This is a genomic window from Bradyrhizobium sp. USDA 3262 (assembly GCF_054060035.1).
On the sequence record NZ_JBSSCT010000001.1, the window covers coordinates 6,816,285 to 6,841,009 of the forward strand.

General features: G+C 64.7%; 28 protein-coding genes and 1 pseudogene. 13 read left to right on the forward strand and 16 right to left on the reverse strand.

What is annotated here, in order from left to right:
- Positions 1 to 72 precede the first annotated feature (72 nt).
- From ACVWYP_RS32260 to ACVWYP_RS32280, 5 genes are all read left to right on the forward strand, one after another.
- The gene (locus ACVWYP_RS32260; RefSeq protein ID WP_304496110.1) at positions 73 to 1,476 is read left to right on the forward strand and encodes a carotenoid oxygenase family protein; all 1,404 of its coding nucleotides are present in this window, start codon (positions 73 to 75) and stop codon (positions 1,474 to 1,476) included.
- A gap of 313 nt (positions 1,477 to 1,789) precedes the next feature.
- Positions 1,790 to 2,377, forward strand: a complete 588-nt coding sequence (locus ACVWYP_RS32265) for a hypothetical protein (protein WP_439711104.1) — start codon at positions 1,790 to 1,792, stop codon at positions 2,375 to 2,377.
- Positions 2,378 to 2,431: 54 nt separating this feature from the next.
- Positions 2,432 to 2,986 (forward strand): inner membrane-spanning protein YciB, encoded by a 555-nt coding sequence (locus ACVWYP_RS32270; protein WP_304496111.1) that lies wholly within the window; start codon positions 2,432 to 2,434, stop codon positions 2,984 to 2,986.
- A 119-nt stretch (positions 2,987 to 3,105) separates the two neighbouring features.
- Complete coding sequence (locus ACVWYP_RS32275) at positions 3,106 to 3,402, forward strand: hypothetical protein (protein ID WP_028337138.1); 297 nt, start codon at positions 3,106 to 3,108, stop codon at positions 3,400 to 3,402.
- A gap of 19 nt (positions 3,403 to 3,421) precedes the next feature.
- Positions 3,422 to 4,366, forward strand: coding sequence for an SH3 domain-containing protein (locus ACVWYP_RS32280; RefSeq protein WP_304496112.1), 945 nt, complete (start codon positions 3,422 to 3,424; stop codon positions 4,364 to 4,366).
- Here the strand turns inward: ACVWYP_RS32280 and ACVWYP_RS32285 are convergent.
- Both ACVWYP_RS32285 and ACVWYP_RS32290 read right to left on the reverse strand, forming a co-directional pair.
- Positions 4,363 to 5,034: a DUF429 domain-containing protein gene (locus tag ACVWYP_RS32285; protein WP_304496113.1), complete on the reverse strand. Its 672-nt coding sequence runs from the start codon at positions 5,032 to 5,034 to the stop codon at positions 4,363 to 4,365. The genes ACVWYP_RS32280 and ACVWYP_RS32285 overlap by 4 nt on opposite strands.
- Positions 5,035 to 5,043: 9 nt before the next feature.
- Positions 5,044 to 6,699, reverse strand: coding sequence for a fumarate hydratase (locus ACVWYP_RS32290; RefSeq protein ID WP_028337141.1), 1,656 nt, complete (start codon positions 6,697 to 6,699; stop codon positions 5,044 to 5,046).
- A gap of 231 nt (positions 6,700 to 6,930) precedes the next feature.
- Here ACVWYP_RS32290 and ACVWYP_RS32295 point away from each other — a divergent pair, with 231 nt between their 5' ends.
- Both ACVWYP_RS32295 and ACVWYP_RS32300 read left to right on the forward strand, forming a co-directional pair.
- Positions 6,931 to 7,248 (forward strand): Kazal-type serine protease inhibitor family protein, encoded by a 318-nt coding sequence (locus ACVWYP_RS32295; protein WP_304496114.1) that lies wholly within the window; start codon positions 6,931 to 6,933, stop codon positions 7,246 to 7,248.
- Between the two features lie 102 nt (positions 7,249 to 7,350).
- Positions 7,351 to 7,638 (forward strand): annotated as a pseudogene (locus ACVWYP_RS32300) (hypothetical protein); the annotation flags it as partial.
- Here ACVWYP_RS32300 and ACVWYP_RS32305 read toward each other — a convergent pair.
- Complete coding sequence (locus ACVWYP_RS32305; protein ID WP_038380919.1) at positions 7,631 to 8,695, reverse strand: IS630 family transposase; 1,065 nt, start codon at positions 8,693 to 8,695, stop codon at positions 7,631 to 7,633. The pseudogene ACVWYP_RS32300 and the gene ACVWYP_RS32305 overlap by 8 nt on opposite strands.
- Before the next feature lie 45 nt (positions 8,696 to 8,740).
- On the opposite strand from ACVWYP_RS32305, the gene ACVWYP_RS32310 reads away from it, so the two are divergent.
- Positions 8,741 to 8,932 carry a hypothetical protein gene (locus ACVWYP_RS32310; RefSeq protein ID WP_456684261.1) on the forward strand — a complete coding sequence of 64 codons (192 nt, stop codon included), beginning with the start codon at positions 8,741 to 8,743 and terminating at the stop codon, positions 8,930 to 8,932.
- Here the strand turns inward: ACVWYP_RS32310 and ACVWYP_RS32315 are convergent, their stop codons facing one another.
- On the reverse strand, positions 8,933 to 9,373 hold the full coding sequence (locus tag ACVWYP_RS32315; RefSeq protein ID WP_304496115.1) for an SRPBCC family protein: 441 nt from the start codon (positions 9,371 to 9,373) through the stop codon (positions 8,933 to 8,935). It abuts the gene before it with no gap.
- A complete protein-coding gene (locus ACVWYP_RS32320) occupies positions 9,373 to 9,699 on the reverse strand; it encodes an ArsR/SmtB family transcription factor (protein WP_304496116.1) in 327 nt (108 codons plus the stop codon). The genes ACVWYP_RS32315 and ACVWYP_RS32320 overlap by 1 nt, the downstream gene beginning before the upstream one ends.
- Positions 9,700 to 9,845: 146 nt before the next feature.
- Between ACVWYP_RS32320 and ACVWYP_RS32325 the strand changes: the two genes are divergently transcribed.
- Positions 9,846 to 10,520 (forward strand): methyltransferase family protein, encoded by a 675-nt coding sequence (locus ACVWYP_RS32325; protein WP_304496117.1) that lies wholly within the window; start codon positions 9,846 to 9,848, stop codon positions 10,518 to 10,520.
- A 9-nt stretch (positions 10,521 to 10,529) separates the two neighbouring features.
- Positions 10,530 to 10,889 (forward strand): GFA family protein, encoded by a 360-nt coding sequence (locus ACVWYP_RS32330; protein WP_137480094.1) that lies wholly within the window; start codon positions 10,530 to 10,532, stop codon positions 10,887 to 10,889.
- 101 nt (positions 10,890 to 10,990) lie between these two features.
- Here ACVWYP_RS32330 and ACVWYP_RS32335 read toward each other — a convergent pair whose 3' ends face one another.
- On the reverse strand, positions 10,991 to 11,698 hold the full coding sequence (locus tag ACVWYP_RS32335) for a glutathione S-transferase (RefSeq protein ID WP_304496118.1): 708 nt from the start codon (positions 11,696 to 11,698) through the stop codon (positions 10,991 to 10,993).
- A gap of 152 nt (positions 11,699 to 11,850) precedes the next feature.
- Here ACVWYP_RS32335 and ACVWYP_RS32340 point away from each other — a divergent pair, with 152 nt between their 5' ends.
- Complete coding sequence (locus ACVWYP_RS32340) at positions 11,851 to 12,246, forward strand: DUF3606 domain-containing protein (RefSeq protein WP_304496119.1); 396 nt, start codon at positions 11,851 to 11,853, stop codon at positions 12,244 to 12,246.
- Positions 12,247 to 12,470: 224 nt separating this feature from the next.
- Here the strand turns inward: ACVWYP_RS32340 and ACVWYP_RS32345 are convergent, their stop codons facing one another.
- The 10 genes from ACVWYP_RS32345 to flgB all read right to left on the reverse strand — a co-directional run bounded on the left by ACVWYP_RS32345 (position 12,471) and on the right by flgB (position 22,621).
- The gene (locus ACVWYP_RS32345) at positions 12,471 to 13,148 is read right to left on the reverse strand and encodes a lectin (RefSeq protein ID WP_304496120.1); all 678 of its coding nucleotides are present in this window, start codon (positions 13,146 to 13,148) and stop codon (positions 12,471 to 12,473) included.
- A gap of 171 nt (positions 13,149 to 13,319) precedes the next feature.
- A complete protein-coding gene (ltrA, locus tag ACVWYP_RS32350) occupies positions 13,320 to 14,696 on the reverse strand; it encodes a group II intron reverse transcriptase/maturase (protein ID WP_225164672.1) in 1,377 nt (458 codons plus the stop codon).
- 480 nt (positions 14,697 to 15,176) lie between these two features.
- Entirely contained in the window at positions 15,177 to 16,139 is a 963-nt protein-coding gene (locus tag ACVWYP_RS32355; RefSeq protein ID WP_304496121.1) for a Tim44 domain-containing protein, read from the reverse strand.
- Positions 16,140 to 16,381: 242 nt separating this feature from the next.
- Positions 16,382 to 18,946: a cell cycle histidine kinase CckA gene (gene cckA, locus ACVWYP_RS32360; protein ID WP_453946203.1), complete on the reverse strand. Its 2,565-nt coding sequence runs from the start codon at positions 18,944 to 18,946 to the stop codon at positions 16,382 to 16,384.
- Between the two features lie 142 nt (positions 18,947 to 19,088).
- Positions 19,089 to 20,162, reverse strand: coding sequence for a flagellar biosynthesis protein FlhB (gene flhB, locus ACVWYP_RS32365; protein WP_304496122.1), 1,074 nt, complete (start codon positions 20,160 to 20,162; stop codon positions 19,089 to 19,091).
- Between the two features lie 10 nt (positions 20,163 to 20,172).
- Positions 20,173 to 20,943: a flagellar biosynthetic protein FliR gene (gene fliR / locus ACVWYP_RS32370; RefSeq protein ID WP_304496123.1), complete on the reverse strand. Its 771-nt coding sequence runs from the start codon at positions 20,941 to 20,943 to the stop codon at positions 20,173 to 20,175.
- Positions 20,944 to 20,961: 18 nt separating this feature from the next.
- Entirely contained in the window at positions 20,962 to 21,225 is a 264-nt protein-coding gene (gene fliQ / locus ACVWYP_RS32375) for a flagellar biosynthesis protein FliQ (protein WP_016844766.1), read from the reverse strand.
- Between the two features lie 110 nt (positions 21,226 to 21,335).
- On the reverse strand, positions 21,336 to 21,647 hold the full coding sequence (fliE, locus tag ACVWYP_RS32380; protein ID WP_016844765.1) for a flagellar hook-basal body complex protein FliE: 312 nt from the start codon (positions 21,645 to 21,647) through the stop codon (positions 21,336 to 21,338).
- 26 nt (positions 21,648 to 21,673) lie between these two features.
- Positions 21,674 to 22,099, reverse strand: a complete 426-nt coding sequence (flgC, locus tag ACVWYP_RS32385) for a flagellar basal body rod protein FlgC (RefSeq protein WP_018272466.1) — start codon at positions 22,097 to 22,099, stop codon at positions 21,674 to 21,676.
- 111 nt (positions 22,100 to 22,210) lie between these two features.
- The gene (flgB, locus tag ACVWYP_RS32390; protein ID WP_304496124.1) at positions 22,211 to 22,621 is read right to left on the reverse strand and encodes a flagellar basal body rod protein FlgB; all 411 of its coding nucleotides are present in this window, start codon (positions 22,619 to 22,621) and stop codon (positions 22,211 to 22,213) included.
- 359 nt (positions 22,622 to 22,980) lie between these two features.
- Here flgB and ACVWYP_RS32395 point away from each other — a divergent pair, with 359 nt between their 5' ends.
- Positions 22,981 to 23,922 (forward strand): flagellar biosynthetic protein FliO, encoded by a 942-nt coding sequence (locus ACVWYP_RS32395; RefSeq protein ID WP_304496125.1) that lies wholly within the window; start codon positions 22,981 to 22,983, stop codon positions 23,920 to 23,922.
- Positions 23,919 to 24,671 carry a flagellar type III secretion system pore protein FliP gene (fliP, locus tag ACVWYP_RS32400; protein ID WP_304496126.1) on the forward strand — a complete coding sequence of 251 codons (753 nt, stop codon included), beginning with the start codon at positions 23,919 to 23,921 and terminating at the stop codon, positions 24,669 to 24,671. The genes ACVWYP_RS32395 and fliP overlap by 4 nt, the downstream gene beginning before the upstream one ends.
- Positions 24,672 to 24,725: the final 54 nt, after the last annotated feature.

Consider the following 24,725-nt stretch of genomic DNA (forward strand, 5'->3'; position numbering starts at 1 on the left):
GCTTGACGATCGGTGGCGTCATCCCTACTGATATCTTTACGATGTAAAGATCATAATGCAGGGAGATGCGGAATGCTCGACCAGGTCACATCCAATGCGGCGCGCACCAATCTGGCGCCGATCCCATTCGAAGCCGACGCGCCATTCCTGAAGATCTCGGGCGAATTGCCGCGCGAGCTGAACGGCACGCTCTATCGCAACGGCCCCAATCCGCAATTCGAGGCGCCGGGTGCGCACTGGTTCGTCGGCGACGGCATGCTGCACGCCTTCCATCTCGAGAACGGCCGCGCCAGCTACCGCAACCGCTGGGTCCGCACGCCGAAATGGCAGGCCGAGCACGATGCCGGCCGCGCGCTGTTCGGCGGCTTCGGGCGCAAGATGCCGGATACGCCGGCGACGACCACGACCGACGGCGGCGTCGCCAACACCAACATCATCTTCCATGGCGGCCGCCTGCTCGCACTGGAGGAAGGCCATCTGCCGACCGAGATCGAGCCCGGCACGCTCAATCGCCTCGGCTATTGCGACTACAAGGGCGCAATCACAGGCCCCTTCACCGCGCATCCCAAGATCGATCCGGTCACCGGCGAGATGGTGTTCTTCGGCTACAACGCCGCGGGCCCGCTGACGCCGGCACTGTCGTTCGGCGCGGTCAGCTCGTCCGGCGTGGTGACGCGGTTCGAACGCTTCGAGGCGCCCTATGCCAGCATGGTGCACGACTTCATCGTCACCGAGAACCATGTGCTGTTTCCGATCCTGCCGATCACCGGCAGCATGCAGCGCGCGATGCGCGGACAGGCGCCCTATGCCTGGGAGCCGGAGAAAGGCGCCTATGTCGGCGTCATGAAGCGCAGCGGCGCGTCAAAGGACATCGTCTGGTTCCGCGCCGAGACCTGCTACGTTTTCCACGTGATGAACGCGTGGGAGGACGGCAACCGCATCATCGCCGACGTGATGCAGTTCGAGGAAGCGCCGCTGTTCAACCATCCCGACGGCTCGCCGACCGACCCGCGGAAGAACCGCGCGCGCTATTGCCGCTGGACCTTCGACCTCTCCGGCAACACCGACCGCTTCACGCAAACCTATCTCGACGACCTCACCGGCGAATTCCCCCGCGTCGACGATCGCCGCGCCGGATTTGCCAGCAATCACGGCTGGTATGCCTGCGCCAACCCCGATCTGCCGATGTTCGGTGCGCTGTCGGGCATCGTGCATGTCGACGGCCGTGGCAAGCGGCTCGGCCACTATCTGCTGCCCGCCGGCGATACGATCTCCGAGCCTGTCTTCGTCGAGCGCGGCGCTGACGCCGCGGAAGGCGACGGCTGGCTGCTCGCGGTGGTCTGGCGCGCCCGCGAAAACCGCAGCGACCTCGCCGTGTTCAACGCGCAAGATGTCGAAGCGGGCCCGACCGCGCTGGTCCATCTCGGCCACCGCGTGCCGGATGGATTCCACGGCAATTGGGTGGGCGCGGAGTAATCGTCGATCGTCCCAGACGTCAGCACAGCAATTCCTCCGCTCGTCATGCCCGGCCTCGTGCCGGGCATCTTTGTCGCCACTTGCGGGAAAGTGGATGGCCGGGACATAAGCCAGCGGAAGCGACGCCGCCCGTCAACGGCCATGCCCGGCCATAACGATGCGGGATGGCGAGCGCCAAGTGCGAGAGCCACCTTTATGTCACTGTCAGAACTGGATTTTTTCCAGTCACCTCACGATTTTGACACTGTAAAGATTTCGCTTGACGCTTCCATTGCTCGCCTCTAGGGTATCTTTACGATGTAAAGATCAGCCGATGAGGCTCACCATGACGATCTTCCTGATCCTCGCTCCCTACGGCGCCTTCGCCATGCTGATGCTGCTGACCTCGGCCACGGTGAGCCTGCTCTGTGCCGCCCTGATCTGCCTTGCCGTGATCGCGTTCGATGTCGCACGCGGCCGCAGCATCAAGATCCTCGGCGTCGGTTCGGTGATCGTGTTCGCCGCGGTCGGCTTCTACCTCATCTTCGTCGACGCGACGTCGAGCAGCATCGCGGTGAAGATCGCGGTCGATGCCGGCATGCTGCTGGTGTCGCTCGGCTCGATCATGATCGGCCATCCCTTCACGCGGCAATATGCGCTGGAGCAGGTCGATGCCGAGACCGCGAAGCTGCCCGGCTTCCTCCGTGCCAACTACCTGATCACCGGTGCCTGGACCGTCGCGATGCTGCTCATGCTGATCGGCAACATTGCGGTGCTTTACGTGCCGGCGCTGCCGCTGTGGACGGGCCTCTTGATCGCCTTCGCCGCACGTAACGCGGCGGTGTACTTCACCCACTGGTATCCGCACCATCGCGCGGCCAAGGACGCGGCGCCGCCGGCCGGCGCGCTGCCGTCCCGCTAAACGCTGTCATAACAACATCACCACGATCATCCCGAGGAAACGGAAACCACGACGATGAAGAGCGTATTTGCCAGGCTTGCGAGCGACTTCCTCTCCACCATCGTCTTCCTGGTGGTCTATTTCGCCACCGACAATGTCCTGATCGCCACGGGCGTTGCGATCGCGGGCGCGATCGCACAAGTGGTCTATGCGCGCGTCAAGGGACAGGCGCTCGGCTACATGACCTGGGCGAGCCTTGGGTTGGTGATCGTGCTCGGCGGTGCGACGCTTTTCACCAACGATCCGCGCTTCGTACTGGCGAAACCCGCGATCGGCCACATCGCGATCGGCGCGATCATGCTCAAGCGCGGCTGGATGCTGCGCTATTTGCCGCCGATCGTGACCGAGACGATTCCGGAATACGCCACCCTCGCCGGCTACGCCTGGGCCGGGCTGATGTTCATCCTCGCCGCCGGCACCATTGCGATCGCGGCGACCGGCGACATGAAGCTGTGGGCATTCTACGTGTCGGTGGTGCTGGTCGGCGCCAAGATCGCCGCCTTCGCGATCCAGTATGTCGCCTTCCGCTTCCTGGTCGGAAGCCGGCTGCGCGCCGCCGCCCGCGCCTGATCGCCGCAGCCGCGAACTAGGCGCGCGCGGCAAGATGGGCTATACCCGCGCACGCGTTTTCTTCACGCGAACCGGTAGCCATTTCGCTTGAAAGCGCTTTACCTGGAGGGGAGGCATCAATGGCGGTGGACGGAAACTGGAATCTCACGATGACGACCCCGATGGGCGAGCGCAAGGCGACGCTGTCGCTGGCAAGCTCGGGCGGCACGCTCACCGGCACGCAGGGCGCCGAGGGCAACTCCACCGAAATCTTCGACGGCACCGTGAACGGCGACGACGTCGCCTGGAAGGTTTCCATCACCAATCCGATGCCTCTGACGCTCGAATTCACCGGCAAGGTCTCCGGCGACGGCATCTCCGGCGAGATGGGCATCGGCCCGATGGGCAGCTTCCCCTTCACCGGCACGCGAGCGTAACCGCAGCACGCGCACACGCATGCGCATCCTGACATCCGTTGCCGTCATGGCGTTATCAGCCGCGACGGCTTCCGCGCAACAAGCAAGCGAAGCCGAACCGGCGTGGCGCGCGAGCGCGGTCGCGCTGGTGCCGGCCGGATATGTTGCGGGCACCTCTTCCAGCACGGATGCCGCCGGCACCACCGGCTACCTCGCGGTCTATGCCGCGAACGCAGACGACCCGAAGACGCCAGCAAGCGTCTTCGCGCCGCGTCAGATGATGGTCGTGACGCTAAGCAAGGATGGCACGCGCGCCCTGTCGGCCGAACTGAAGCCGCGCGGTCCCAGCGATATCGCGACCAAAAATGCCGACGGCGCGGACAATGATTTTGCCGCGCGCCAGACCGAACTTGACGCGAAGCGAAACGCACTGCCCGGTGGCACCGAACCGTGCGACCTCGGCGCCTGGTCGGAGGACAAGGACCTCGCAGGCCTCAACGTGCGCGCCGAGCCGTCGGCGAAGGCACGCGTGCTCGGCAAGCTGCCGCCGCCCTACCATCTCAAGATGGGCGGGGCCGAGAACACGCCGGAGGGCGGCTGGCTCACCGAGTTTCGTATCATCGGCTTCAAGGACGGCTGGTTTCTGATCGAGGGCGCGATGCCGCCGGGCAAGGCCTACGAGGATGACAAGCGCTATCCGCGCAACGCGCCAAAGCCTTATGCCGGGCGCGGATGGGTTGCCGCCAACAAGGTCGGCGCGAGCTACGCCAACGGCTACACCCGCATGGGCGGGCTGTTCCAGGCACCCTTCGTCGATGCCAAGTGGACGCCGGCGCTGCGCAAGCTCGGCGGTGAGTTCGATACCGACGACGGTCCGAAACGCATCCTCGCCTGCAGCGGGCACTGGGCGCTGGTGGAGAGCCATGACGGCGTGCGCGGCTGGTGGCGCAGCCTGTGCTCCAACCAGGTGACCAACTGCAGTTAGAACCAGATCTGCATCGGCAGACCGTACACGTCTCGCGGCGGCGCTTCGGGAACGCTTCCGCAAGGTTCGCGCGCAGCCAGCGCCACTGCACACGCATCCAGCACATCGTCGCGCTTCGCGCCTGTGCCGGTCCGCATCTCGGTGAGCCATCGATCGATCTCGCGAAAGCCCGATCGTTTCAGCAGCCTGCAGCGGAGCGCATCGCCCTCCTCCGACTTCTTGCGCGGCAACGGCGTGCCGCGGTTCAGCCGCAGGAACACCAGTTCGGGATGCACCTCGCGGATATCGCGCGTGGCGTTCGCGCGCACGAGCGCGTCGACCTCCATGATCTTCGGCCCGATGTGCCAGAGCTGGCGCGACACGCGGGTCTGGCCGCGACGCACCGCTTCCGCATTCGCGAGATCGGGATCGTCAAACTGCTGCCGCAGCCAGCGCCGCGCGCCGGTGAAGACGCGCGAGGCGTGCGGGCGCAATCTCACGCGCGCAAGCAGGTCGCAATCGCGCTCGCCGTCATCGGTCAGACCGATCGGGATATCGATCCCGGCGCGATCGAACGGGCGCGCCAGCGCGTCCGCAATGTCACTGTGAAAGGAAATCGTGCGCCGGTCGCCGTCGATGGTGACGGCGACCCAGCCCTTGGAAAAACCGTCGAGGCCGACCGCAATCAACCCGGATTCTCAACCGAGATTCAATTCCTTGAAGAAGTCGTTGCCCTTGTCGTCGATGATGATGAAGGCCGGGAAGTCGACCACCTCGATGCGCCAGATCGCTTCCATGCCGAGCTCGGGATACTCGACGACCTCGACCTTCTTGATGCAGTGCTCGGCGAGGTTCGCTGCGGCGCCGCCGATCGAGCCGAGGTAGAAGCCGCCGTGCTTCTTGCAGGCCTCGCGCACCGCGACCGCGCGGTTGCCCTTGGCGACCATCACCATCGATCCGCCCGCGGCCTGGAACTGGTCGACGAAGGAGTCCATGCGCCCCGCCGTGGTCGGGCCGAATGCGCCCGAGGCATAGCCATCGGGCGTCTTGGCGGGCCCCGCGTAGTAGACCGGATGGTTCTTGAAGTAATCCGGCAGCGGCTCACCCTTCTCCAGCCGCTCACGCAGCTTGGCGTGCGCGGAGTCGCGCGCGACGATCATGGTGCCGGTCATCGAGACGCGGGTCTTGATCGGATATTGCGACAGCGTCGCGAGGATTTCCTTCATCGGCTTGTTGAGGTCGATCTTGACGACCTCGCCGCCGAGCGACTGCTCGACCGCGGGCAGATACTGCGCCGGGTTGTGCTCGAGCTCCTCGAGATAGACGCCGTCCCTGGTGATCTTGCCAAGCACCTGGCGGTCCGCCGAACAGGAGACCCCTAACCCGATCGGCAGCGAGGCGCCGTGGCGCGGCATGCGGATCACGCGCACGTCGTGGCAAAAATACTTGCCGCCGAACTGGGCGCCGACGCCGAGCGACTGCGTCATCTTGAGGATTTCCTGCTCCATCTCGAGATCGCGGAACGCGTTGCCATCAGCCGAGCCGTGGGTCGGCAGCGCGTCGAGATAGCGCGCCGAGGCGAGCTTCACGGTCTTCATGCAAAGCTCGGCCGAGGTGCCGCCGATCACGATCGCAAGGTGATAAGGGGGACACGCCGCGGTGCCGAGCGTCAGCACCTTCTCCTTCAGGAAGGCGAGCAGGCGATCCCTGGTCAGCACCGACGGCGTCGCCTGGAACAGGAAGCTCTTGTTGGCCGAGCCGCCGCCCTTGGCCATGAACATGAACTTGTACGCATCATCGCCCTCGGCGTAGATCTCGCACTGCGCCGGCATGTTGTTGGCGGTGTTCTTCTCCTCATACATCGACAACGGAGCTACCTGCGAGTAGCGCAGATTGCGGCGCAGATAGGCATCGCGCGCGCCTTCGGACAGCGCGGCCTCGTCGTCACCGTCGGTGATGACGTTGCATCCCTTCTTGCCCATGATGATCGCGGTGCCGGTGTCCTGGCACATCGGCAGCACGCCGCCGGCCGCGATGTTGGCATTCTTCAGGAAGTCGAAGGCGACGAACTTGTCGTTGTCGCTGGCTTCCTTGTCCTCAAGGATCGAGCGCAGCTGCTTCAGGTGGCCCGGCCGCAGATAGTGGTTGATGTCGCCGAAGGCGGCCTCGGAGAGCGCGCGCAGCGCCTCCCGCGACACCACGAGCATGTCCTTGCCCAACACCTTCTCGACCCGGACGCCCTCGCTCGTCACCTTCTTGTAGGGCGTGGTGTCGGCACCAAGCGGGAACAGAGGCGTGTGCTTGTAGGGCGGAACGGGCTTCTGCTGGTCGGGGAAGGCTGAGGGGGCGTTCATGAGCTGCTCGTCGGTTTCGAAAGGCCGATGCCGGCAGCGGGGCCGCCGGCAATGTAGAGCCGTTCTAAGCCTTTTTCCGACAAAGGAAAGGGAAGCCGGCCGCCTTCCAGCCATGCGCGGGACCGGCAATCCACGTGCTATGTTTCATGCCATCGTAATCCCAGGTTGCCACAACGCCGGCAAGCCGCGAAACGGCCAAGGAAACCATCAGGAAACCATCAGGAGACCTTCATGAAGACAGCGCTCTTCGTCTGGTTCGCGGCGCTGGCCTTGCTGATCGCGGTCCCGACCGGCGCAGATGCCGCCCGCCTCGGCAAGCCGTGCGGCGGCCTTGCCGGCCTGCAATGCAGCAGTCGCGGCCAGTTCTGCCAGTTCAAGCCCGGGACCTGCGGCCGCTTCGACCAGACCGGCACCTGCGCGTTCCGCCCGACGATCTGCAACAAGATCTTCAAGCCCGTATGCGGCTGCGACGGCAAGACCTACGGCAATGATTGCGAGCGCCGGGCTGCCGGAGTTTCCAAGGCGCAGGACGGCAAGTGCTCGTCCTGACGCGGCCATATTGACGGGCTCCGCGGGAGCCTGCATGTAGCTTTGCGTATTTTCATACCGCGGGGGTATTTCGTGACAGCATCGTTGCGCCGACGCTTGCCTTTGAGCATCCGCTCCACACTGCCGGCCGCGCTGATCGCGCTGGCGACGGTTTTCGTCGCAGCGCCTGCGCATGCCGATCCCTGCGTGGACATCGCCAAGCAGCTCGCCGGCCAGATCGACGGGCTGAAGGTCAATTTCAGCGCCGCCAACATCACCTACCTCACGCACCCGGCGGCGAAGGAATTGTCGCTCGGCTGCCGCGGCAAGGATTATTCGATCGAGCTCTACGCCAAGACCGATCGCAAGATGAAGCCGGAGTTCTTCAACCTAGTACCCGGAATCAGAGCTGAGTGATACGGCGGCCTTTGAAACGGCGTTGACGGACCTTTTTCTTGGTCCAGACGAAGGGCTCGGCTTTGTCGTTGTACGCGTTGACGTAGGCATCGATGTGGTCCTGAAGCTGCTTGAGGCTTGTGAAGGAGGTGCCGCTGAGCGACTGCCCCTGCAAGATCGAAAACCATACCTCGACCTGATTGAGCCAGGACGCACTTGTCGGCGTGAAATGAAATTGCACGTTGGGGTGGGCCTTGAGCCAGTCCTCGTTCTTCTTGTGGGTGTTAAGGTTGTCGAGGATGACGTGAAGCTGGCGGCTCGGAAAGGCCGCGGTGAGGCTGTTCATGAAATCGAGAAACTCGACGCGGCGACGGCGTTTTGAATGCGTTGCGATGATCTTTCCGGTGGCGACTTCGAGCGCCGCAAACAATGTTGTGGTGCCATGCCGCTTGTAATCGTGGCTCTGGCCGGTCAAGGCGCGGCCATTGGGCAACTTCAGATAACCCTGCGCTCGCTCCAAAGCCTGGATCGAAGGCTTCTCGTCCACGCATAGCACAATGGCCTTCGCCGGCGGGGCGACGTAGAGGCCGACAACATCGGCGGCCTTGGCCGTAAAGTTCGGGTCGTTGCTCTCGCACCAGGACTTGCGAGCCGCGAGGTCAATCTTGTGGCTGCGCAGGAACCGCCAGACATATTGGACGTCAACATCGCCCAGCGCTCCGGCCAGCAGAGGACCGGTCCAGCGCGCAAACCCGTGCGGCGGCGGCTTATCCAACAGCTTCAGAATCCGCTTGTCGGTCGTCTTCGTATAGATCGGCTGCTTGCCCGGTCGCGGCTTGTCTTGCAGCCCTTCAAGGCCATGGTCGGCATAGCGATGCCGCCAAAGGCTGACAATCCGCGGCTGGACCCCAACTTCCTTGGCGATCGACCGGGTGCTGCGCCCGTCCGCCGCCAACAAGACTATCCGCGCCCGCTTCAAATCGCGCTGCAATGTCATCGGTGAGCGACAACACGCCTCTAGCACCTTGCGATCTTGCCTCGAAAGGCGGACTTCTCTTGCTTCGGGTATCATCCCGACCTTGAATCACGACTCACGTTCCAAGAAAAGTGGGTACTAGTGGGCTCCGCCACGGCGCTGATCTTCACCGTACCGAAGGACGACGCCGTCACCGGCACCTCGCGCTGCCTGAAGCGGATGGGCATCTTGCGCGGCAACACCATCACGATGCGCTATCGCCGCCTCAACCTCGAATGCACCCGCAACAAGACCGACGCCTCGATCACGGTTCGTCGCGGCAACAACGAGTGATCAGCCTTCGCCGGTGATGCGCGCGATGGCGTCGAGCACCCGGCCCCATCCCGGGCTCATCATGTCGAAGGCGAAGCGGTTGCCCGGCAGCACGAAGCCGTCATGCACCATCCGCAGATGGGTGCCGCCTTCGACCGGCGTCAGCGTCCAGGTGACGATCGTATCGAGCTTCGAGCCGTATTCCGGATTGGTATCAGCGCCGCCCTTCCAGGAGTAGCGCAACAGACGCGGCGGATCGCAATCCAGCACCTCGCAATGTACGACACCGTCCCAGTCGCCCATCGGCTTGGTGTGGAAATTGAAGCGATGGCCAACGGCCGGCACGAAATCGTTCGGCATCAGCCATTTCGTGATCCGGTCGCTCGTCGTCAGCGTCCGCCAGATCTTTCCGGCCGCGTAGGGCAGCACCTTCTCGACCGTGATCGCGTGTGTCTCACCCATCACTCACTCTCCTTCAGCAGCCGTTCCAGGTTTGCGAAGCGCTCGGCCCAGAACGTCTCGTAATGGCCGAGCCAGTCGATCAGCGGGCCGAGCCCCTTCGGCGCGATGCGATAATGGATATGCCGGCCCTCGCGCCGCTCGGCGACCAGCCCGGCATCGCGCAGCGCGCGCAGATGTTGCGACACCGCCGGCTGCGACACCTTTGAGCCCTGCACCAGGCCGGTCGCGGCGATCTCGCCTTCCCGCGCGATCCGCTCAAACACCGCCCGCCGCGTCGGGTCCGCGAGGGTCTTCAACACATCGGTCAGCTGCGTGGCGACAGGCATGAAAATATATAAGCAATTGCTTATATGATTGTCAATACAGTCGCGACGCAGGAACGTCTCGCCTGCTCCGAAAGTTGATCGCTGCGGTCGCATGCTTGCCGGGAAAAGGGTGCGATAATATCGACTGGAATCGCGCGGAGCCGCTCATGATCGCAAAGCTCCTTCTGCAGAATACCTTCTTCGTCATCGCCATGGCCGTGCTGCTGTTTGCCTTCGCAGGTACGCTGCACTGGCCCGGCGCATGGGCCTATCTGATCGCCTCGGCCGTGATCGGCCCGGCCTGCGGGCTGTGGCTCGCCAAGGTCGATCCCGGGCTGCTGGCCGAGCGCATGCGCCTCACCGCGCGTGAAGGCCAGCCCACCGAGGACAAGCGGTTCATGCTGGTGTTCCTGGTCATTGCCGTGCTGTGGTTCGTCGCGATGGGGCTCGACCGGCGCTTTGACGGCGTCAATGACGGCGTGCCGCTGATCGTGCTCGGCCTTGCGCTGTACCTGTTGTCGACCGTCCTGATTCTCTGGGTGTTCCGCACCAACTCGTTCGCCGCGCCGGTCGTGAAGGTGCAGACCGAGCGCGACCATCACGTCATCTCGACCGGTCCCTACGCGCTGGTCCGCCATCCGATGTATACGAGCGTGATGCTGTTCTTCATCGGCGTGCCGCTGACGCTCGGCTCCTGGTGGGGCCTCGCTTTCGTGCCGGTGTTCTTCGTGATGTTTGCGATCCGCACCCGGATTGAGGAGCGCACTCTGGTGACGGGATTGTCAGGCTACGCCGATTATGCGGCACGGGTGCGCTACCGCCTCGTGCCCGGGCTGTGGTGAGGGATCATCATGGCGGAGAGCAAGACTTACACCGGCGGTTGCCATTGCGGACAGGTCCGCTTCGAATGCACCACCGATATGGCCATGGTGACGGCCTGCAACTGCTCGATCTGCACCAAGAAGGGCCTGCACTTCGTGTTCATGCCACCGTCGAGCTTCCAGCTTCGCGCCGGCGCCGAGAACCTCAAGGAATATCTCTTCAACCGCCATGCGATCCGCCATCAGCTTTGCGTCGATTGCGGCGTCGACGTGTTCGCGCGCGGCAAGAAGCCCGACGGCACCGACATCGTGGCGCTGAATGTCAGCTGCATCGATGGCATCGATCTGTCGAAGATCGCGATGACGCCGGTGGATGGGCGGAATAGGTAGCCTTCCACGCCGTCATTCCGGGGCACGCGGAGCGTGAACCCGGAATCCAGAGATTGTGGCGCGAGATTCCGGGTTCGCTTCGCGCCCCGGAATGACGGTGCCTACAAATCCAGCGCTTTGTATCGCCGGAAAATACCCTCTTCGTTGAAGGAAATCCGCCGCTCGCTGGCCAGATACGCCTTGATGTTCGGCCGCTCGGCGACGCGATCGCGCAGCGCGATCAGGCGCGGGATCTTCTTCTCGAACGCCGCCATCCGCTTCGGAAACGCATAGCGCAGGCCTTCCACGATCTGGAACAGCGACAGATCCGCGTAGGTCAGCCGGCGGCCGGTGAGGAACGAACCGCGGTTGGCCTGCACGAGGTCCTCGAAATAGCCGAGATATTTCGGCACCCGCGAATCCCAGAACTCCTCGGTGCGCTTCTTCGCCGGCGCCTTCTGGTCCTCGTAATACAGCGACGGCCCGAGCGGATGATGGGTGTCGTGGATCTCCAGCACGAAGTCCGCGATCGTGAGCTGCAGCTGGTGCAGCCAGAGCTTTCCGCCCTCCGCTTTCGGCGCCAGGCCGTGGCGCGCGCCGAGATAGAGCAGGATGTTGGCGGTCTGCCCGATCACGAGACTGCCGGCCTTGAGGAAGGGCGGCGCGAAGGGCGGCGTGCCCTTGTGTGCCTCCATCATCTTCATCATGGCGCCCGTGCCGCCCTTGGCCCGCGCGACATCGGTGTAGCCAGCGCCTGCATCCTCGAGCGCGAGACGGACATATTCGCCACGGCCCTGGATCATCGGCCAGTAGTAAAGCTGATAGTGCATGCAGTTACCTCCGAAAACTTCGCCGCATCGCTTCGCTTCAGCTCGATCGTAGCCGCGCCGCGGTCAGATCGTCCATCGCGCACCGCTGCCTGTGCGAACCGCACAGAGGCTGCTAAGGTTCCAACGTCGAATCTTCGATGAGGGATCATCTTATGGCGGATAGCAAGAAGAAGCGGGGCGCGGCGGATCGCGCTCTGATCGCGTTGAGCGAGTCCTACGAAGTTGCGTACTGGTCCAAGAAGTTCAAGGTCACGCCGGCGAAGCTGAAAGCCGCCGTCAAGAAGGTCGGACATTCCGCCAAGAAGGTGGAAGCCTATTTCAAGGAGCAACGCCACAAAGCCGCCGACCGCGCGCGGATCGCGATCAGCGAGCCCTACGAGGTCCGCTACTGGTCGAAGAAGTTCAAGGTGACCCCTGCCCGGCTCAAGACCGCGGTCGCCGCGGTCGGGCATTCCTCGAAGAAGGTCGAAGCCTATTTCGCGGCGAAGAAGAAAACCGCGAAGAAAAAGAAGACTGCGAAGAAGACCGTCAAGCGCAAAAAGAGCTGACTGCTCTTAATGCTCGCATTTGGAACTCGAGGTGATCGGCACTTCCACAAATTCGTCATGCCCGGGCTTGTCCCGGGCATCCACGTCTTCATCTCCACGCCAAGAAAGACATGGATGGCCGGGACAAGCCCGGCCATGACGGTGCGGAAAACGCAGCCCATTCCAAATGCGATCGCCCTGTAACGAGCGGCGACGCTTGGCGACTGCTGGCTGCTCGTCGACCCTCAATTCGCCGCGAAGCAGTACAGCAGGCCGTCGCCGCCGGTGCTCTTCAGGTCGGCCTGCGAGCAGCCGCCATCGGGACCGCGCGAGGGATGCGACGTGTTCCAGGATTTTGACGGCTCGTCGTCGCGCAGGCCCTTGCGGTCGAAATGCCCTAGCATGGCGGCGCCTTGCGTGCTGCTTGTCCAGTTCTTGCAGGTGCGGTCCTCGCCGGCCGCAAATGCCGTACCGTCTGCTTGCGACCCCGTCAGCACGTCGTGGCGGTTCGGCGTGTCGCCGGCACCGTTGACGACCTCGCCCTTCTCGGACAGGGCGGTCTGCTTGGTGAGATTGTTGCCGGCGCTGTGCAGGTCGGTGACGTCCTTGGCGACCACGACGCCCTTTACATTCTTCCACGGTCCCTTGCCGATGCGATCGCGCGCATTCTCCGCTGCCTTGCCGTCGGCCGCCTGGGTCGAGAGATAGGCGCGCCAGGTCTTCGGCGCACCGAAGCCGGCGGCCTGCGCCAGCGTCTGGCAATGATTGTCGGCGCCGGCGAGCCCGCCGAGATTGCCGCCGTTGCCGATGCCGTTGCTGGTCAGGAAGAAGCTGGTGTCGGCGGTCTGCGCCGCCGCCGGCGGCGCCGCCACGACGACGAACGCAAGACAGGCCGGAACCGCGATCTGCGCAACGATCTTCATCTCAATCCTCCCGATGGTTGTTATGGTCCGCTGAGATCAACCCGCAGGCCCTCCGGATATTCCGGCGCCGCGACATGTGAATGAAGGCACAATCGGGATAGGGGGGAGCCTCGCGGCTCCGCCCCTCCCACACCACCGGACATACGGGTCCGTATCCGGCGGTTCAGTGGATTATGCGGTCTGCAGCGCCGCGACGGAAGCCAAGCCGAGTGAACTGAAGAACGCGATTGGCATGGCGATGGTGAGTGCGGGACTGTTCGCGAGCCGCCAGGGGCCATGTGGGCTTCCGGCGGTTTGCGCCGCCCGATCCCGGCCGACGCCGCGGCGTCGCAGCTCGGCAAAACGAGTGATTCCGCGCTTCCACTGCTTCCAGGCGATGGCGCGCAACCGCCGCCTGAGCCATTGATCAAGGTCGCGCAATATCGACGGGGTTTGGCAGAAGCCGAAGTAGCCGCGCCATCCGATCAGATAGACGGACAACTCCTTGACAATCTGCGCAAGGCTTCGGCCGCGCGTGCGCCGTGTCAGCTCCCGAACTTTCGCCTTGAAGCGGGCGAGCGCCTGCGGCGCAATGCGCCGCCGCGGTGCTGTCCCGCCGGTGAAGCTGAAGCCCAGGAACTTGCGAACGCTCGGTTTGGCGACCGCACTCTTGGCCTTGTTGACCTTGAGCTTGAGGCGCTTTTCGAGGAACTTCTCGATGCCGGCCAGCACCCGTTCGCCCGCTCGCTGACTGCGCACATAGATGTTGCAGTCATCGGCATAACGCACAAAGCGGTGGCCGCGCTTCTCCAGTTCCTTGTCCAGCACATCCAGCATCAGATTCGACAACAGCGGCGAGAGCGGACCGCCTTGCGGCGTGCCCTCTTCCGTCGGGCTGACCACCCCTCCCTCCATCACCCCCGCATTCAGGAATCCGCGGATGAGCTTCAGAAGGCGCTTGTCAGTCACCCGTTTGGCGACCAGCCCCATCAGGACGTCGTGGTTGACCCGGTCGAAGAACTTTTCCAAGTCGATGTCCACGACGACGGCGTGCCCGGACGCGATATACGCCTGCGCCCGTTCCACCGCCTGATGCGCCGAGCGGGTCGGCCGGAAGCCGAAGCTCGTCTCGGAGAACGTCCCATCCCAATCCGCCTGCAGCACCTGCATCACCGCCTGCTGGATGACGCGGTCGAGCACCGTCGGGATGCCGAGCGGCCGCAGGCCGCCCGACGCCTTCGGTATCTCGACCCGCCGCACCGGCTGCGGCTTGTAGGTGCCGTCAAGCAGTTGAGCTCGGATCGCGAGCCAGTGCTCTTTCAGGTGGGCCGGCAGTTCGTTGACGGTCATCCCATCGACGCCTGCCGCGCCCTTGTTGCGCTTCACTTGCGCCAACGCTTTCTTCAGATTCTCACGCTCGACCACTGCTTCCATCGACAGCCCTGCGACCGCCGGGCGTTCAAGACTGGCCGTCGCCGCGCTTGCTTCGGTCTCTCGGACGGCGGCGCTTTGGGCTTCACCCTTCGCTCCGGTGTCCGAGTTCAGCTCAACCTGATTCTTCTGCCGCATGGCTCGCGCGAGATCGACCGCTCTACTAACCACTTCCACCGTTCGGGCCTTCGGCGGCGCGCTGCCGCCTACTATGCCCTCGGCTGACTTCTGCGCTGCGGTCAGGCCGCCTTGCGACGACCTCAGTCCCGTTGCCGGGACACAGCGCAGACCTCCCGAGGTAAGACCGACCGCCTTCGCCGCACGCCCGCCGGATTTACCACCCCGACCCTTGATGACCTTGGACTTCGCGACCGTTTGCTCGCTCGTCCGGCCGGGTAGGCCTCGTTATCCGGTTCTTGTCCATCGGGCCGCGGCTTTGCTCCACGCTTTCTTCAGACCCCACCTCGCGATGATGCCCTTGCGCTTCGCTAACCCTTCGCCGCCATCAGGCTGGGTAGAGGACTTCCACCTCCAAGCTGTCGTTCATACTCGGCACACAAACAAAGGCGCCGCGGACCAGGCCGCGGCGCCTTGTATTCTGTCATCTCCGGCAACCGATCAGTTGGTCTGCTGGATCGCCGAAAGTTCCCAATTGCCGCCACGCTGGCGCACGAAGGTCCAGACCTCAGTGACCTCCTCCGGCTGCGTGCTGCCGCCGACCTGACGGCCGGTGCCGCGCTCGAGCACGGTGTCGACCAGCGAGTAGCGCATCGCGACCGTCGCATACTCGCTGTCGCCTTCGCGCCAGGCTTCCGCCAGATCGCCCTGCAGCAGCTTCACATTGGTCACCTTGTTGATGACGTTGCGCGCCTTGTTCTCCTCGAGATCCTTCGAGAAGTACGACACCATCTCCGGCGTCGCGAGCGTGTGCAGCTTCGCGATGTCCTCGTTCGACCACGCGGTCTGGATGTCGCCGAGCAGCCGTTCGAACGTCTCGTAGTCGCCAGGCGCGATCTCGACCGGCGCATTCGATCCGCCGCCGAGGCCGAAGCCGAAGCCCGAGCGGGCGTTCGCCTGCGGACCGGGGCCGACGTCGGGGCCACCGGCATAGGCGGCCGCCGGCGCGTTGCGGCGCTGCCACCACGACATCGCAAGGCGAACCACGAGCACGATCAGGCCGATCTGCAGCAAGAGGCCGAGCATCGACGACAGGCCGCCGAGACCCGAGAACAGCCCGCCGCCGAACAGCATGCCGAACAGGCCGGCGCCAAGGAAGCCCGCGGCCAGGCCGCCGAGCAGGCCGCGGCCCATTCCGCCGCGACCGAACAGGCCGCCGGAGTTCGCCGCCGCCGGCGCGCCCATGTTCGGGCTACCGGGCTGGCTGAAGGTGCGGTTCATCGGCGCAACCGAGCCCGGCGCCGTGTTGGTCGAGGGCGGCGCGGAGAATGTCCGCGAGCCGCGCGAGCCGCCACCGCCAACGCGGGCGTCGGCCGCCGAAACGGTCATCATCACGGGCAGCGCCAACGCCATCGCGACGGCGATCGCCCGAACAATTCCACGCGTGCGTTGCGAGAAATTCATGTTGGTTTCCTCAAAGGATTCCCCGGCATGGGGAAACGCCCCTAAGATGGGCAGGGCCGGTTAAAAGTGAAGCGGGAAACGGGAACCGCGGCTGCGGCCCTCGGTCGCGGAGATGTGACACTATGGTCCTTGTGGCTGCGACGGCGCGTCCTACCCCGATATGCGGCCGAGGATCAACCGGAACAGCACCCGCCCGCCACGTCCCTGCAACAGGTGAATCCGTAACGCGCATCGCCGCGCGGCTAGTTCGCCGTCATGGTTTCCTTCACCGCGGCGACCAGCTGCGTCAACGTGAAGGGCTTCGGCAGGAACGCGAACTGCTGGTTCTCCGGCAGGCTCTTCTCGAACGCGTCCTCGGCATAGCCTGAGACGAAGATGATCTTCAGCTCCGCGTTGCGGCTGCGCATTTCCTTCAGCAGCGTCGGGCCGTCCATCTCCGGCATCACGACGTCGGAGACGACGAGATCGACGGCGCCGTTCTTCTCCTCGAACGCCTCCAGCGCCTCGACGCCGTTCGCCGCCTCGATCACGCTGTAGCCGCGCGAACGCAGGCCGCGCGCATTGAGCGAGCGCAGGCCGTCCTCGTCCTCCACCAGCAGGATGGTGCCCTGCCCGGTGAGATCGGGCTTCGGCTTGGCGGCTTCCACGGCGGTTTCCTTGGCCGCGCCGTTGCCGACCTGGGCCTCCGGTGCGACCTCCTGCTCCTGGCGATGCCGTGGCAGATAGATCCGGAACGTGGTGCCGCCGCCCGGCACGGAATCGACATAGACGAAGCCGCCGGTCTGCTTGACGATGCCGTAGACGGTGGACAGGCCGAGACCGGTCCCCTTGCCGACTTCCTTGGTCGAGAAGAATGGCTCGAAGATCTTGTCGATGATCTCGGCCGGAATGCCGGTGCCGGTGTCGGCGATCTCGATCTTCACATAGTCCGCCGCCGGCATGCCCTTGTTGGCGAGCTGGGCGGCTTCCTCGGTCGGCACATTGGCGGTGCGGATGATCAGCTTGCCGCCGTCGGACATCGCATCGCGCGCGTTGACCGCGAGATTGACCACCACCTGCTCGAACTGCGAGACGTCGACCTTCACCGGCCACAGGTCGCGGCCATGCACGAGGTCGAGCTTGACCTTCTCGCCGATCAGCCGGCGCAGCAGCATGGTGAGGTCGCTCAAAGCATCACCGAGATCGAGCACCTGCGGCCGCAGCGTCTGGCGGCGCGAGAATGCAAGCAGCTGCCGCACCAGTGTCGCGGCGCGGGTGGCGTTCTGCTTGATCTGCATGATGTCCTGGAACGACGGGTCGGTCGGCTTGTGCGCGTTCAGCAGGAAGTCGTTGGCCATCATGATGGCCGACAGCACGTTGTTGAAGTCGTGCGCGATGCCGCCGGCGAGCTGGCCGACCATCTCCATCTTCTGCGACTGGTTGATCTGGTTTTCCAGCGCGCGCCGCTCGGTGGTCTCGAGCATGTAGACGATCGCGGTCTCGGCGTCGCGCTCGTCTTTCTCGACGGTGGTGACGAAGAACTGGGCAAAGCGCTCCTTGGGCCCGTCGAGCATCACCTCGACCGGCGCGATGTCGCCCTGGCCCTCGGCCGCCTGGTTGATCGCGGCGATCAGGAGGCCGCGGTCGCGCGGATTGACGGCGCGGAAGATCGACTTGGCGGCGCCGCCGTCGCCATTCAGGCCCTGCGCCAGCTTGGCATAGCGCGCATTGGCGCCGACCACATTGCCGCCGCGATCGACGGTCGCGATCGCCATCGGCGTATGGTCGAAGAAGCGCATGAAGCGCACCTCGGCGGCGCGCTCCGGATCGGAATGCTCGTCGCGGGCGCGGCTGATCACCAGCGTGCGCGAGGCGCCCGCCGCGCCGTCGGCGCCGAAGGCGAGCTTGTGATAGAGCCGCACTGGCACGGTCTTGCCGCCGCGCATCCGCAGGTCGATGTCGAACACCTCGGTCTTGACTTCGCCCGGCACCGCCGCAATCGAGGTCAACAGCGCCGCGCCGTCGCCCGAGACGATGTCGGTCAGTTTCAGGCCGCCCGAGCCGATCTCGGCCAGATCGTAGTCCAGCCAGTTGGCCAGCGTGGCGTTGACATAGGCGATCTCGCCGGCCGGATTGACCGAGAAGAAGCCGCATGGCGCGTGATCGAGATATTCGATCGCGTGCCGCAGCTCCTGGAACACGTCTTCCTGGCGCTCGCGGTCGCGGGTGACGTCGGCGATCGACCAAACCGCATATTTCGCATCGCGCTTGCCCTCGCCGAGCGGGCGTACCCGCAGGCGCAGCCAGCGGCCCTGGCCGGCCTCCTGGCCGGCGACGCGGACCTCCTCCTGCTGCCGCTTGCCCTCGCGGGCAGCCTTCAAAAGGCGGAACACGGCCTCGGAGACGTCGGGGTTGCCGATGAAGACGCGCTCGACCGGACGGACGTCCTGCGGCCCGGCCGCGCCGGTCAGCGTGAGATAGGCGGCGTTGGAATAGACCACGTGGCCGCGGGAGTCGGTGACGACGAGCCCTTCCTGGGCCTGGTCGGCGATCCGCGCCATCACCGGATCATCGGTGGCGCGGTCGGAGAAGCGGATGATGCCGGCGGCAAGGGCGAACAGGTTGAACAGCCCGACGGTGGCGAGCAGCGCCAGCACGCCGAGGATATAGGGCTGCGCCTCGGTGCGGCCGATGGTCATCAGCCAGACCGCCACCGCGACGATGCCGGCCGCGATCAGGACCACCAGCAGGATGCTGCCGTTCCGCCGCGCTGGTCCATGGGCCACGAACGGCTCGGTCACGGAAGGATCGTTGCTATCGGCGATCATCTGGAGAGACATGGCTCGTCTGCATCACGAAGGCGACCGGCCGGCCACCTCGCCCCTGAGTGCCTGAATCGGACCCGAAAACGCAAGTCCATCAGGCGGCAATTTCGCAAGTTACGCGCATTTCAAGCGGGTTTTCCGCCCCTTACTGACGCAGGCCGGACAGGCCGCGCCTCAGCCGCATCACGTAGCCGATGATTTCGGCAACCGCGTGATAGTGCTCGACCGGGATCTCCCGGTCGATCTCGACCGTCGCATAGAGCGCCCGGGCCAGCGGCACGTTCTCCACGATCGGAATGTCGTGCTCCTTGGCGATCTCCCGGATCTTGAACGCGATGATGTCGACGCCCTTGGCGACACAGATCGGCGCCGACATGCTGCGGTCGTAGGCCAGCGCCACCGAATAGTGGGTCGGGTTGGTGATGATCACCGAGGCCTTCGGAACCTGGGCCATCATGCGCTTCTTGGCGCGCTGGACCCGCAATTGCTTGATCCTGCCCTTGACGTGCGGGTCGCCTTCCGACTGCTTGAACTCCTCCTTCATCTCCTGCAGCGACATTTTGTGACGCTCGTACCAGGTCCGGTACTGGAAGAAGTAATCGGCGATCGCGACCGCAGCGAGGATGGCCACCACCGCCGCCAACAGGTGCACCGTCATGCCGGTGATGGCGGGCAGCAGCTCGGCCGGATCGACCCGCAGGAAGGATTCCATCCGCATCCGATCGGGCCACAGCACCGCGACCATCACGGCGCCGAGCGCAATCAGCTTGAACAGCCCTTTCAGGAAATTCGCCACCGCCTGCTTGCCGAACAACCGCTTGAAGCCGGCAGCCGGCGAGATCTTGGAGAATTTCGGCTTCAGCTGCTCGCCCGACCACACCAGCTGATGCTGCACCATGTTGCCCGCGATCGCGGCCAGCGCCAGCAACAGGAACGGCACGCCGATCGCGGCGACCACCGCGTAGCCGAGCGACTGTGTCAGCGCCAGCAAGCCGGCGCCGTCGGTGCGGATCATCCATGAATTGGCGATCAGGTTGCGCAGCGGCATCAAGATGCCGCTGCCGATCGAGCCCGAGAAGGTCGACAGCACCAAGGTGCCGCCGGCGATCACGAACCAGGTGTTGACCTCCTGGCTCTTGACGACGTCACCTTTCTCGAGGGCTTCATCGAGACGTTTTTGCGTAGGGTCTTCTGTTTTGTCTTCGGTATCGTCCGCCACTTCTTCCCCCCTAATTCATCGGAGCGAGCTGGCGCATGACGCCGAGGAAATAGTCGAGATAGGTGTTCATCATCGCGGCGAGCACGACGCCGAAGATCAGGAACCCGACCATGATCGAGAGCGGCACTCCGACGAAATAGACCTGCATCTGCGGCATCAGCCGCGCCAGCACGCCAAGCCCGATGTTGAAGACCAGGCCGAACACCAGGAACGGCGCGGACAGCTGCAGGCCGATCTTGAAGGCGGCGGAGAAAGCCGAGGTCGCAAGCGCGGCGATGTCGCCGGTCGGCATGATCTCGCCCGGCGAGAAGATCCGGTAGCTCTCGCTCAGCGCCGCAATGACGAGATAGTGGCTGTCGGTCGCAAACAGCAGCGTGAGGCCGAGGATGGTGAGGAAGTTGCCGATGATCTGGCCCTGCTGCCCCTGGGTCGGATCGACCGCGGTGACGAAGCCGAGGCCGAGCTGCTGCGCGATCACGGAGCCCGCGACGTTGAGCGCCGACAGCGTCACCCGCGCGGTCGCGCCGAGCACGATGCCGATGATGAGCTCATGCACCATCAGGACCCCGAGCGAGGAGATCGACGTCAGGTCGACATGATAGGCGTTGCGATGCAGGGGAAGGATGATCAGCGTCAGCAATAGCGCGATCGACAGCTTGACCCGCGCCGGGATGTTGCTCTCGCCGAAACCGGGCAGCAGCATCACCATCGCGCCCACACGCGCGAAGACCAGCACGAAGATCGCGGCCAGCGCCGGCAGCAGGGAGACATCGATGCGCATGACCGCGGCATTAGTGCATCAACCGCCGATGATTCGCGATGAAATCCGCATCATGTGGCTGGAGAGCGAGTCCGCCATGAACGGCAGCGCCAGCAGCAATGTGACGAAGATCGCGAGGATCTTCGGCACGAAAATCAGGGTCTGTTCCTGGATTTGCGTCAGCGCCTGGAACAGCGACACCACGACGCCGACCACGAGGCCGACCACCATCAGGGGCGACGACACCACCACGATGGTCCAGATCGCATCGCGCGCCACGTCGAGGGTTTCGGGGCCGGTCATTGTTGAGTTCTCGCTTCTTGCAACTTGTTTCGTCATTCCGGGGCGCGCGTAGCGCGAACCCGGAATCTCGAGGTTCCGGGTTCGCTTCGCGCCCCGGAACGACAGTGAAATCAAATCGGCATCTTCATGATGTCTTCATAGGCCTGGATCACGCGGTCGCGCACCGAGACCAGCGTCGACACCGCAACGTCGGTGTCGGCGACCGCCGTCACCACGTCCATCACGTTGGCCTTGCCCGAGGCCATCGCCATGGTCTGCGCGTCGGACTTCTTGCCCGCCTCCAGCACGCTGCCGACGGAGTCCTTCAGCAGCGCGCTGAAGGATGGGCCGGCGACGGCCTGCCCGGCCTTCTCGGCGCCGCCGCGCTCCATCATCTTGGCGAGGTTGGCGTAGGCGTTGGCGGCGACTGTCGGTGAAGCCATGATTTACGTTCCCTGTTCTTGTTGCGTCAGGACTTGAGGATGTCGAGCGTGCGCTGGATCATCCGCCGCGTCGCGCTGATGATGTTGAGGTTGGCCTCGTAGGAGCGCTGGGCATCGCGCATGTCGGTCATTTCGACCATCGCATTGACGTTCGGATATTTGACATTGCCGGAGGCGTCCGCCGCCGGATTGCCCGGCTCGTGCTTGACACGGAACGAAGACTGGTCGGGGCGGATCCGGCCCAGCGCCACGACCTGGGCGTCGAGCGTGCGATCGAGCGTGGAGGAGAAGGTCGGCACCTTGCGGCGGTAGGGGTCGCCGCCCGCGGTCTGCGCCGTCGAATCGGCATTGGCGATATTTTCCGAGATCACCCGCATGCGTCCCGCTTGCGCCCGCAGGCCTGAGGTCGCGATGCTCATCGAGCGGGCGAAATCGCTTGTTCCATCTGCCATGGGATCCTCCTGCCGCCGTCAGGCTTTTGCTGGTTGGGGCATGATCTCCGCGCAAACGCGTTCCGCGTTTGTCGCGACGGAAAACCGGTGCACACTTTTCCGGGTCATGCCCTAGCCCTTGCCGATCGCGGTTTTCAGGAGATGCAGGCTGCGGCTGTAGAGCGAGGTGACGGCCGCATAGTCCATCTGGTTGGCCGACACCTTCAGCATCTGCTCCTCGAGATTGACCGCGTTGCCGGCCGGGCGGGTCTGGAACCCGCTCTTGCCGCGATCGTTGTCGAAGCTGTCGGGCGCCCCGGACGCCGCCATGTGGGTGGTGCTGGTCTGCATCATCGGCAGCGTCCCCACGCCGTCGCCGACCGTGGCGCCGGTCCGGTCGAACTTCGGCTCGACCAGGTCGCGCGGCCGGAAGCTCGGCGTGTCGGAATTGGAAATGTTCTCGGCGAGCACCCGCTGGCGCTCCTGGTGCCACTGCATCTTGGTGCGCAACGCCGACAGGATCGGGAGATCGTTCATGGCCATCGCCGCGGCTCCGTTAACCTCTGGGCTCTTCCGAGGTAGGCAGAATTTGCCCGGTGTATGGTTAACAGGTGGTTAAAATGCCGGACGGATCCGTGGAGAACGCCGCAACTGCAGCCCGCGAGCGCATTTTCGCCACGAATGCTGCGTTAACCAGCACAAACCAAGACAGTGTGGGGCACTGAGAAGTCGTTTTGGGACAAGCGATTCTTGGTTTATTAATAGAACAGTGGGCTGCAAGCCGCTGGGAATTAAGAAATAAGGCGAATCTCGGGCGCGATTCGCTGCGCAAACCGTACCTATCAATCCGCGCCCGTTGATGGCGAAAGCTGAGGAAGGCCAAGATGGCCGGGGACTCCAATATGCAGGTCATTACATTCGTCTTGGCATTCGTTGTCGTGCTGGCGCTGATTGGCGTGACCGCATGGCTCGTCCGCCGCTTCGCCGGAAACCGCCTCGGGGCCAACGCCAACCGAGGACGCATGCCGCGCCTGGCGGTGATCGACGCTGCCGCCGTCGACGGGCGGCGCCGCCTGGTGCTGGTCCGCCGCGACAACATCGAGCATCTCCTGATGATCGGCGGCCCCACCGATATCGTTGTCGAGCCGAATATCGTCCGCGCGATGCCCGCGCGCGATCAAATGTCGACCCGCCCCGCGGTCGCAGCCGATGCCGCGCCGCCGCGCGTGGCGCCGCTTCCGGATGCGGCCTGGAACGAGAGCGAAGCCGCCCGCTCCGACAATTTCGAGCTTCCCGAGCCGGAGCTGCCGCCGCGTCAGGCGCGGCCCTCCTTCGCCGACGAGCTGCGCCGGCCCCCGCCGCCGCTCGCCGAGCGTCGCAGCGATCCGCTCGCCGGCTTTACGCCCGAACGCGGCGAGCCGCGGCCCGATCCGATGCCGCCACGCCTGCCGCCGCGCTCCGAGCCGGTGGTCCCGCGTCCGCCGCGCGCCGCCGAGCCGCCGAAGGCGCCGCCGCCGCTGCGCACAACCGAGCGCGCCGTGACGCCGCCGCCACCGCCTCCCCAGGCACCGCCGCCGACTGCGACGCAGGCGCCTTCGGCTGCGCCGCCTCCATCGAACGCTGACGCCAATCTCGCCGAGATGGCGCAACGGCTCGAAGCGGCGCTGCGCCGCCCGACCGGCGCCGGCGAGACCGTTGCGCCGCCGGTTGCGCCCGATGCGCCGCCGGTGCGCCCGCAGCGCAGCGAGCCGCCCGCCCCGCCCGCCGGTGGACAGAAGAGCGGGTTCGAAAATCTCGAGGATGAGATGGCCTCGCTGCTCGGCCGACCGAAGAATCCTTCGTGAGACCAGGGGCAGTCCCGCGTAGAGTTTTTTTCATCGGTGTCCTGATCGCCGCCGGATCCCTCGCTGATCCGGCGATGGCGCAGGATATCAGCATCAATCTCGGCGGCGGCAATGGCGGCGTGACCGAGCGCGCGATCCAGCTGATCGCGCTGCTCACGGTGCTGTCGATCGCGCCGTCGATCCTGATCATGATGACGTCGTTCACGCGGATCGTGGTCGTGCTGTCGCTGCTGCGCACCGCGCTCGGCACCGCCACCGCGCCGCCGAACTCGGTGATGATCGCGCTTGCGATGTTCCTTACCGCCTTCGTGATGGGCCCGGTGCTGCAGAAATCCTATGACGACGGCATCAAGCCGCTGGTCGCCAACCAGATCGGCGTCGAGGACGCGTTGCAGCGCGCCTCGGTCCCCTTGCGGGGCTTCATGCAGAAGAACGTCCGCGAGAAGGATTTGAAGCTGTTCATGGACCTCTCCGGCGAGCCGCCGCCGGCGACGCCGGAGGAGATGTCGCTGCGCATCCTGGTGCCGGCCTTCATGATCTCCGAGCTGAAACGCGCCTTCGAGATCGGCTTCCTGCTGTTCCTGCCGTTTTTGATCATCGACCTCGTGGTCGCCTCGGTCCTGATGTCGATGGGCATGATGATGCTGCCGCCGGTGGTGGTCTCGCTGCCGTTCAAGCTGATCTTCTTCGTGCTGGTCGACGGCTGGGCCCTGGTCGCCGGCAGCCTGGTGCAGAGTTACGGGGGGTAGCGCCCTGCGAAACATTCATGGCCCGTCAGCTGGATCGGCCGTGCCATTGCACTA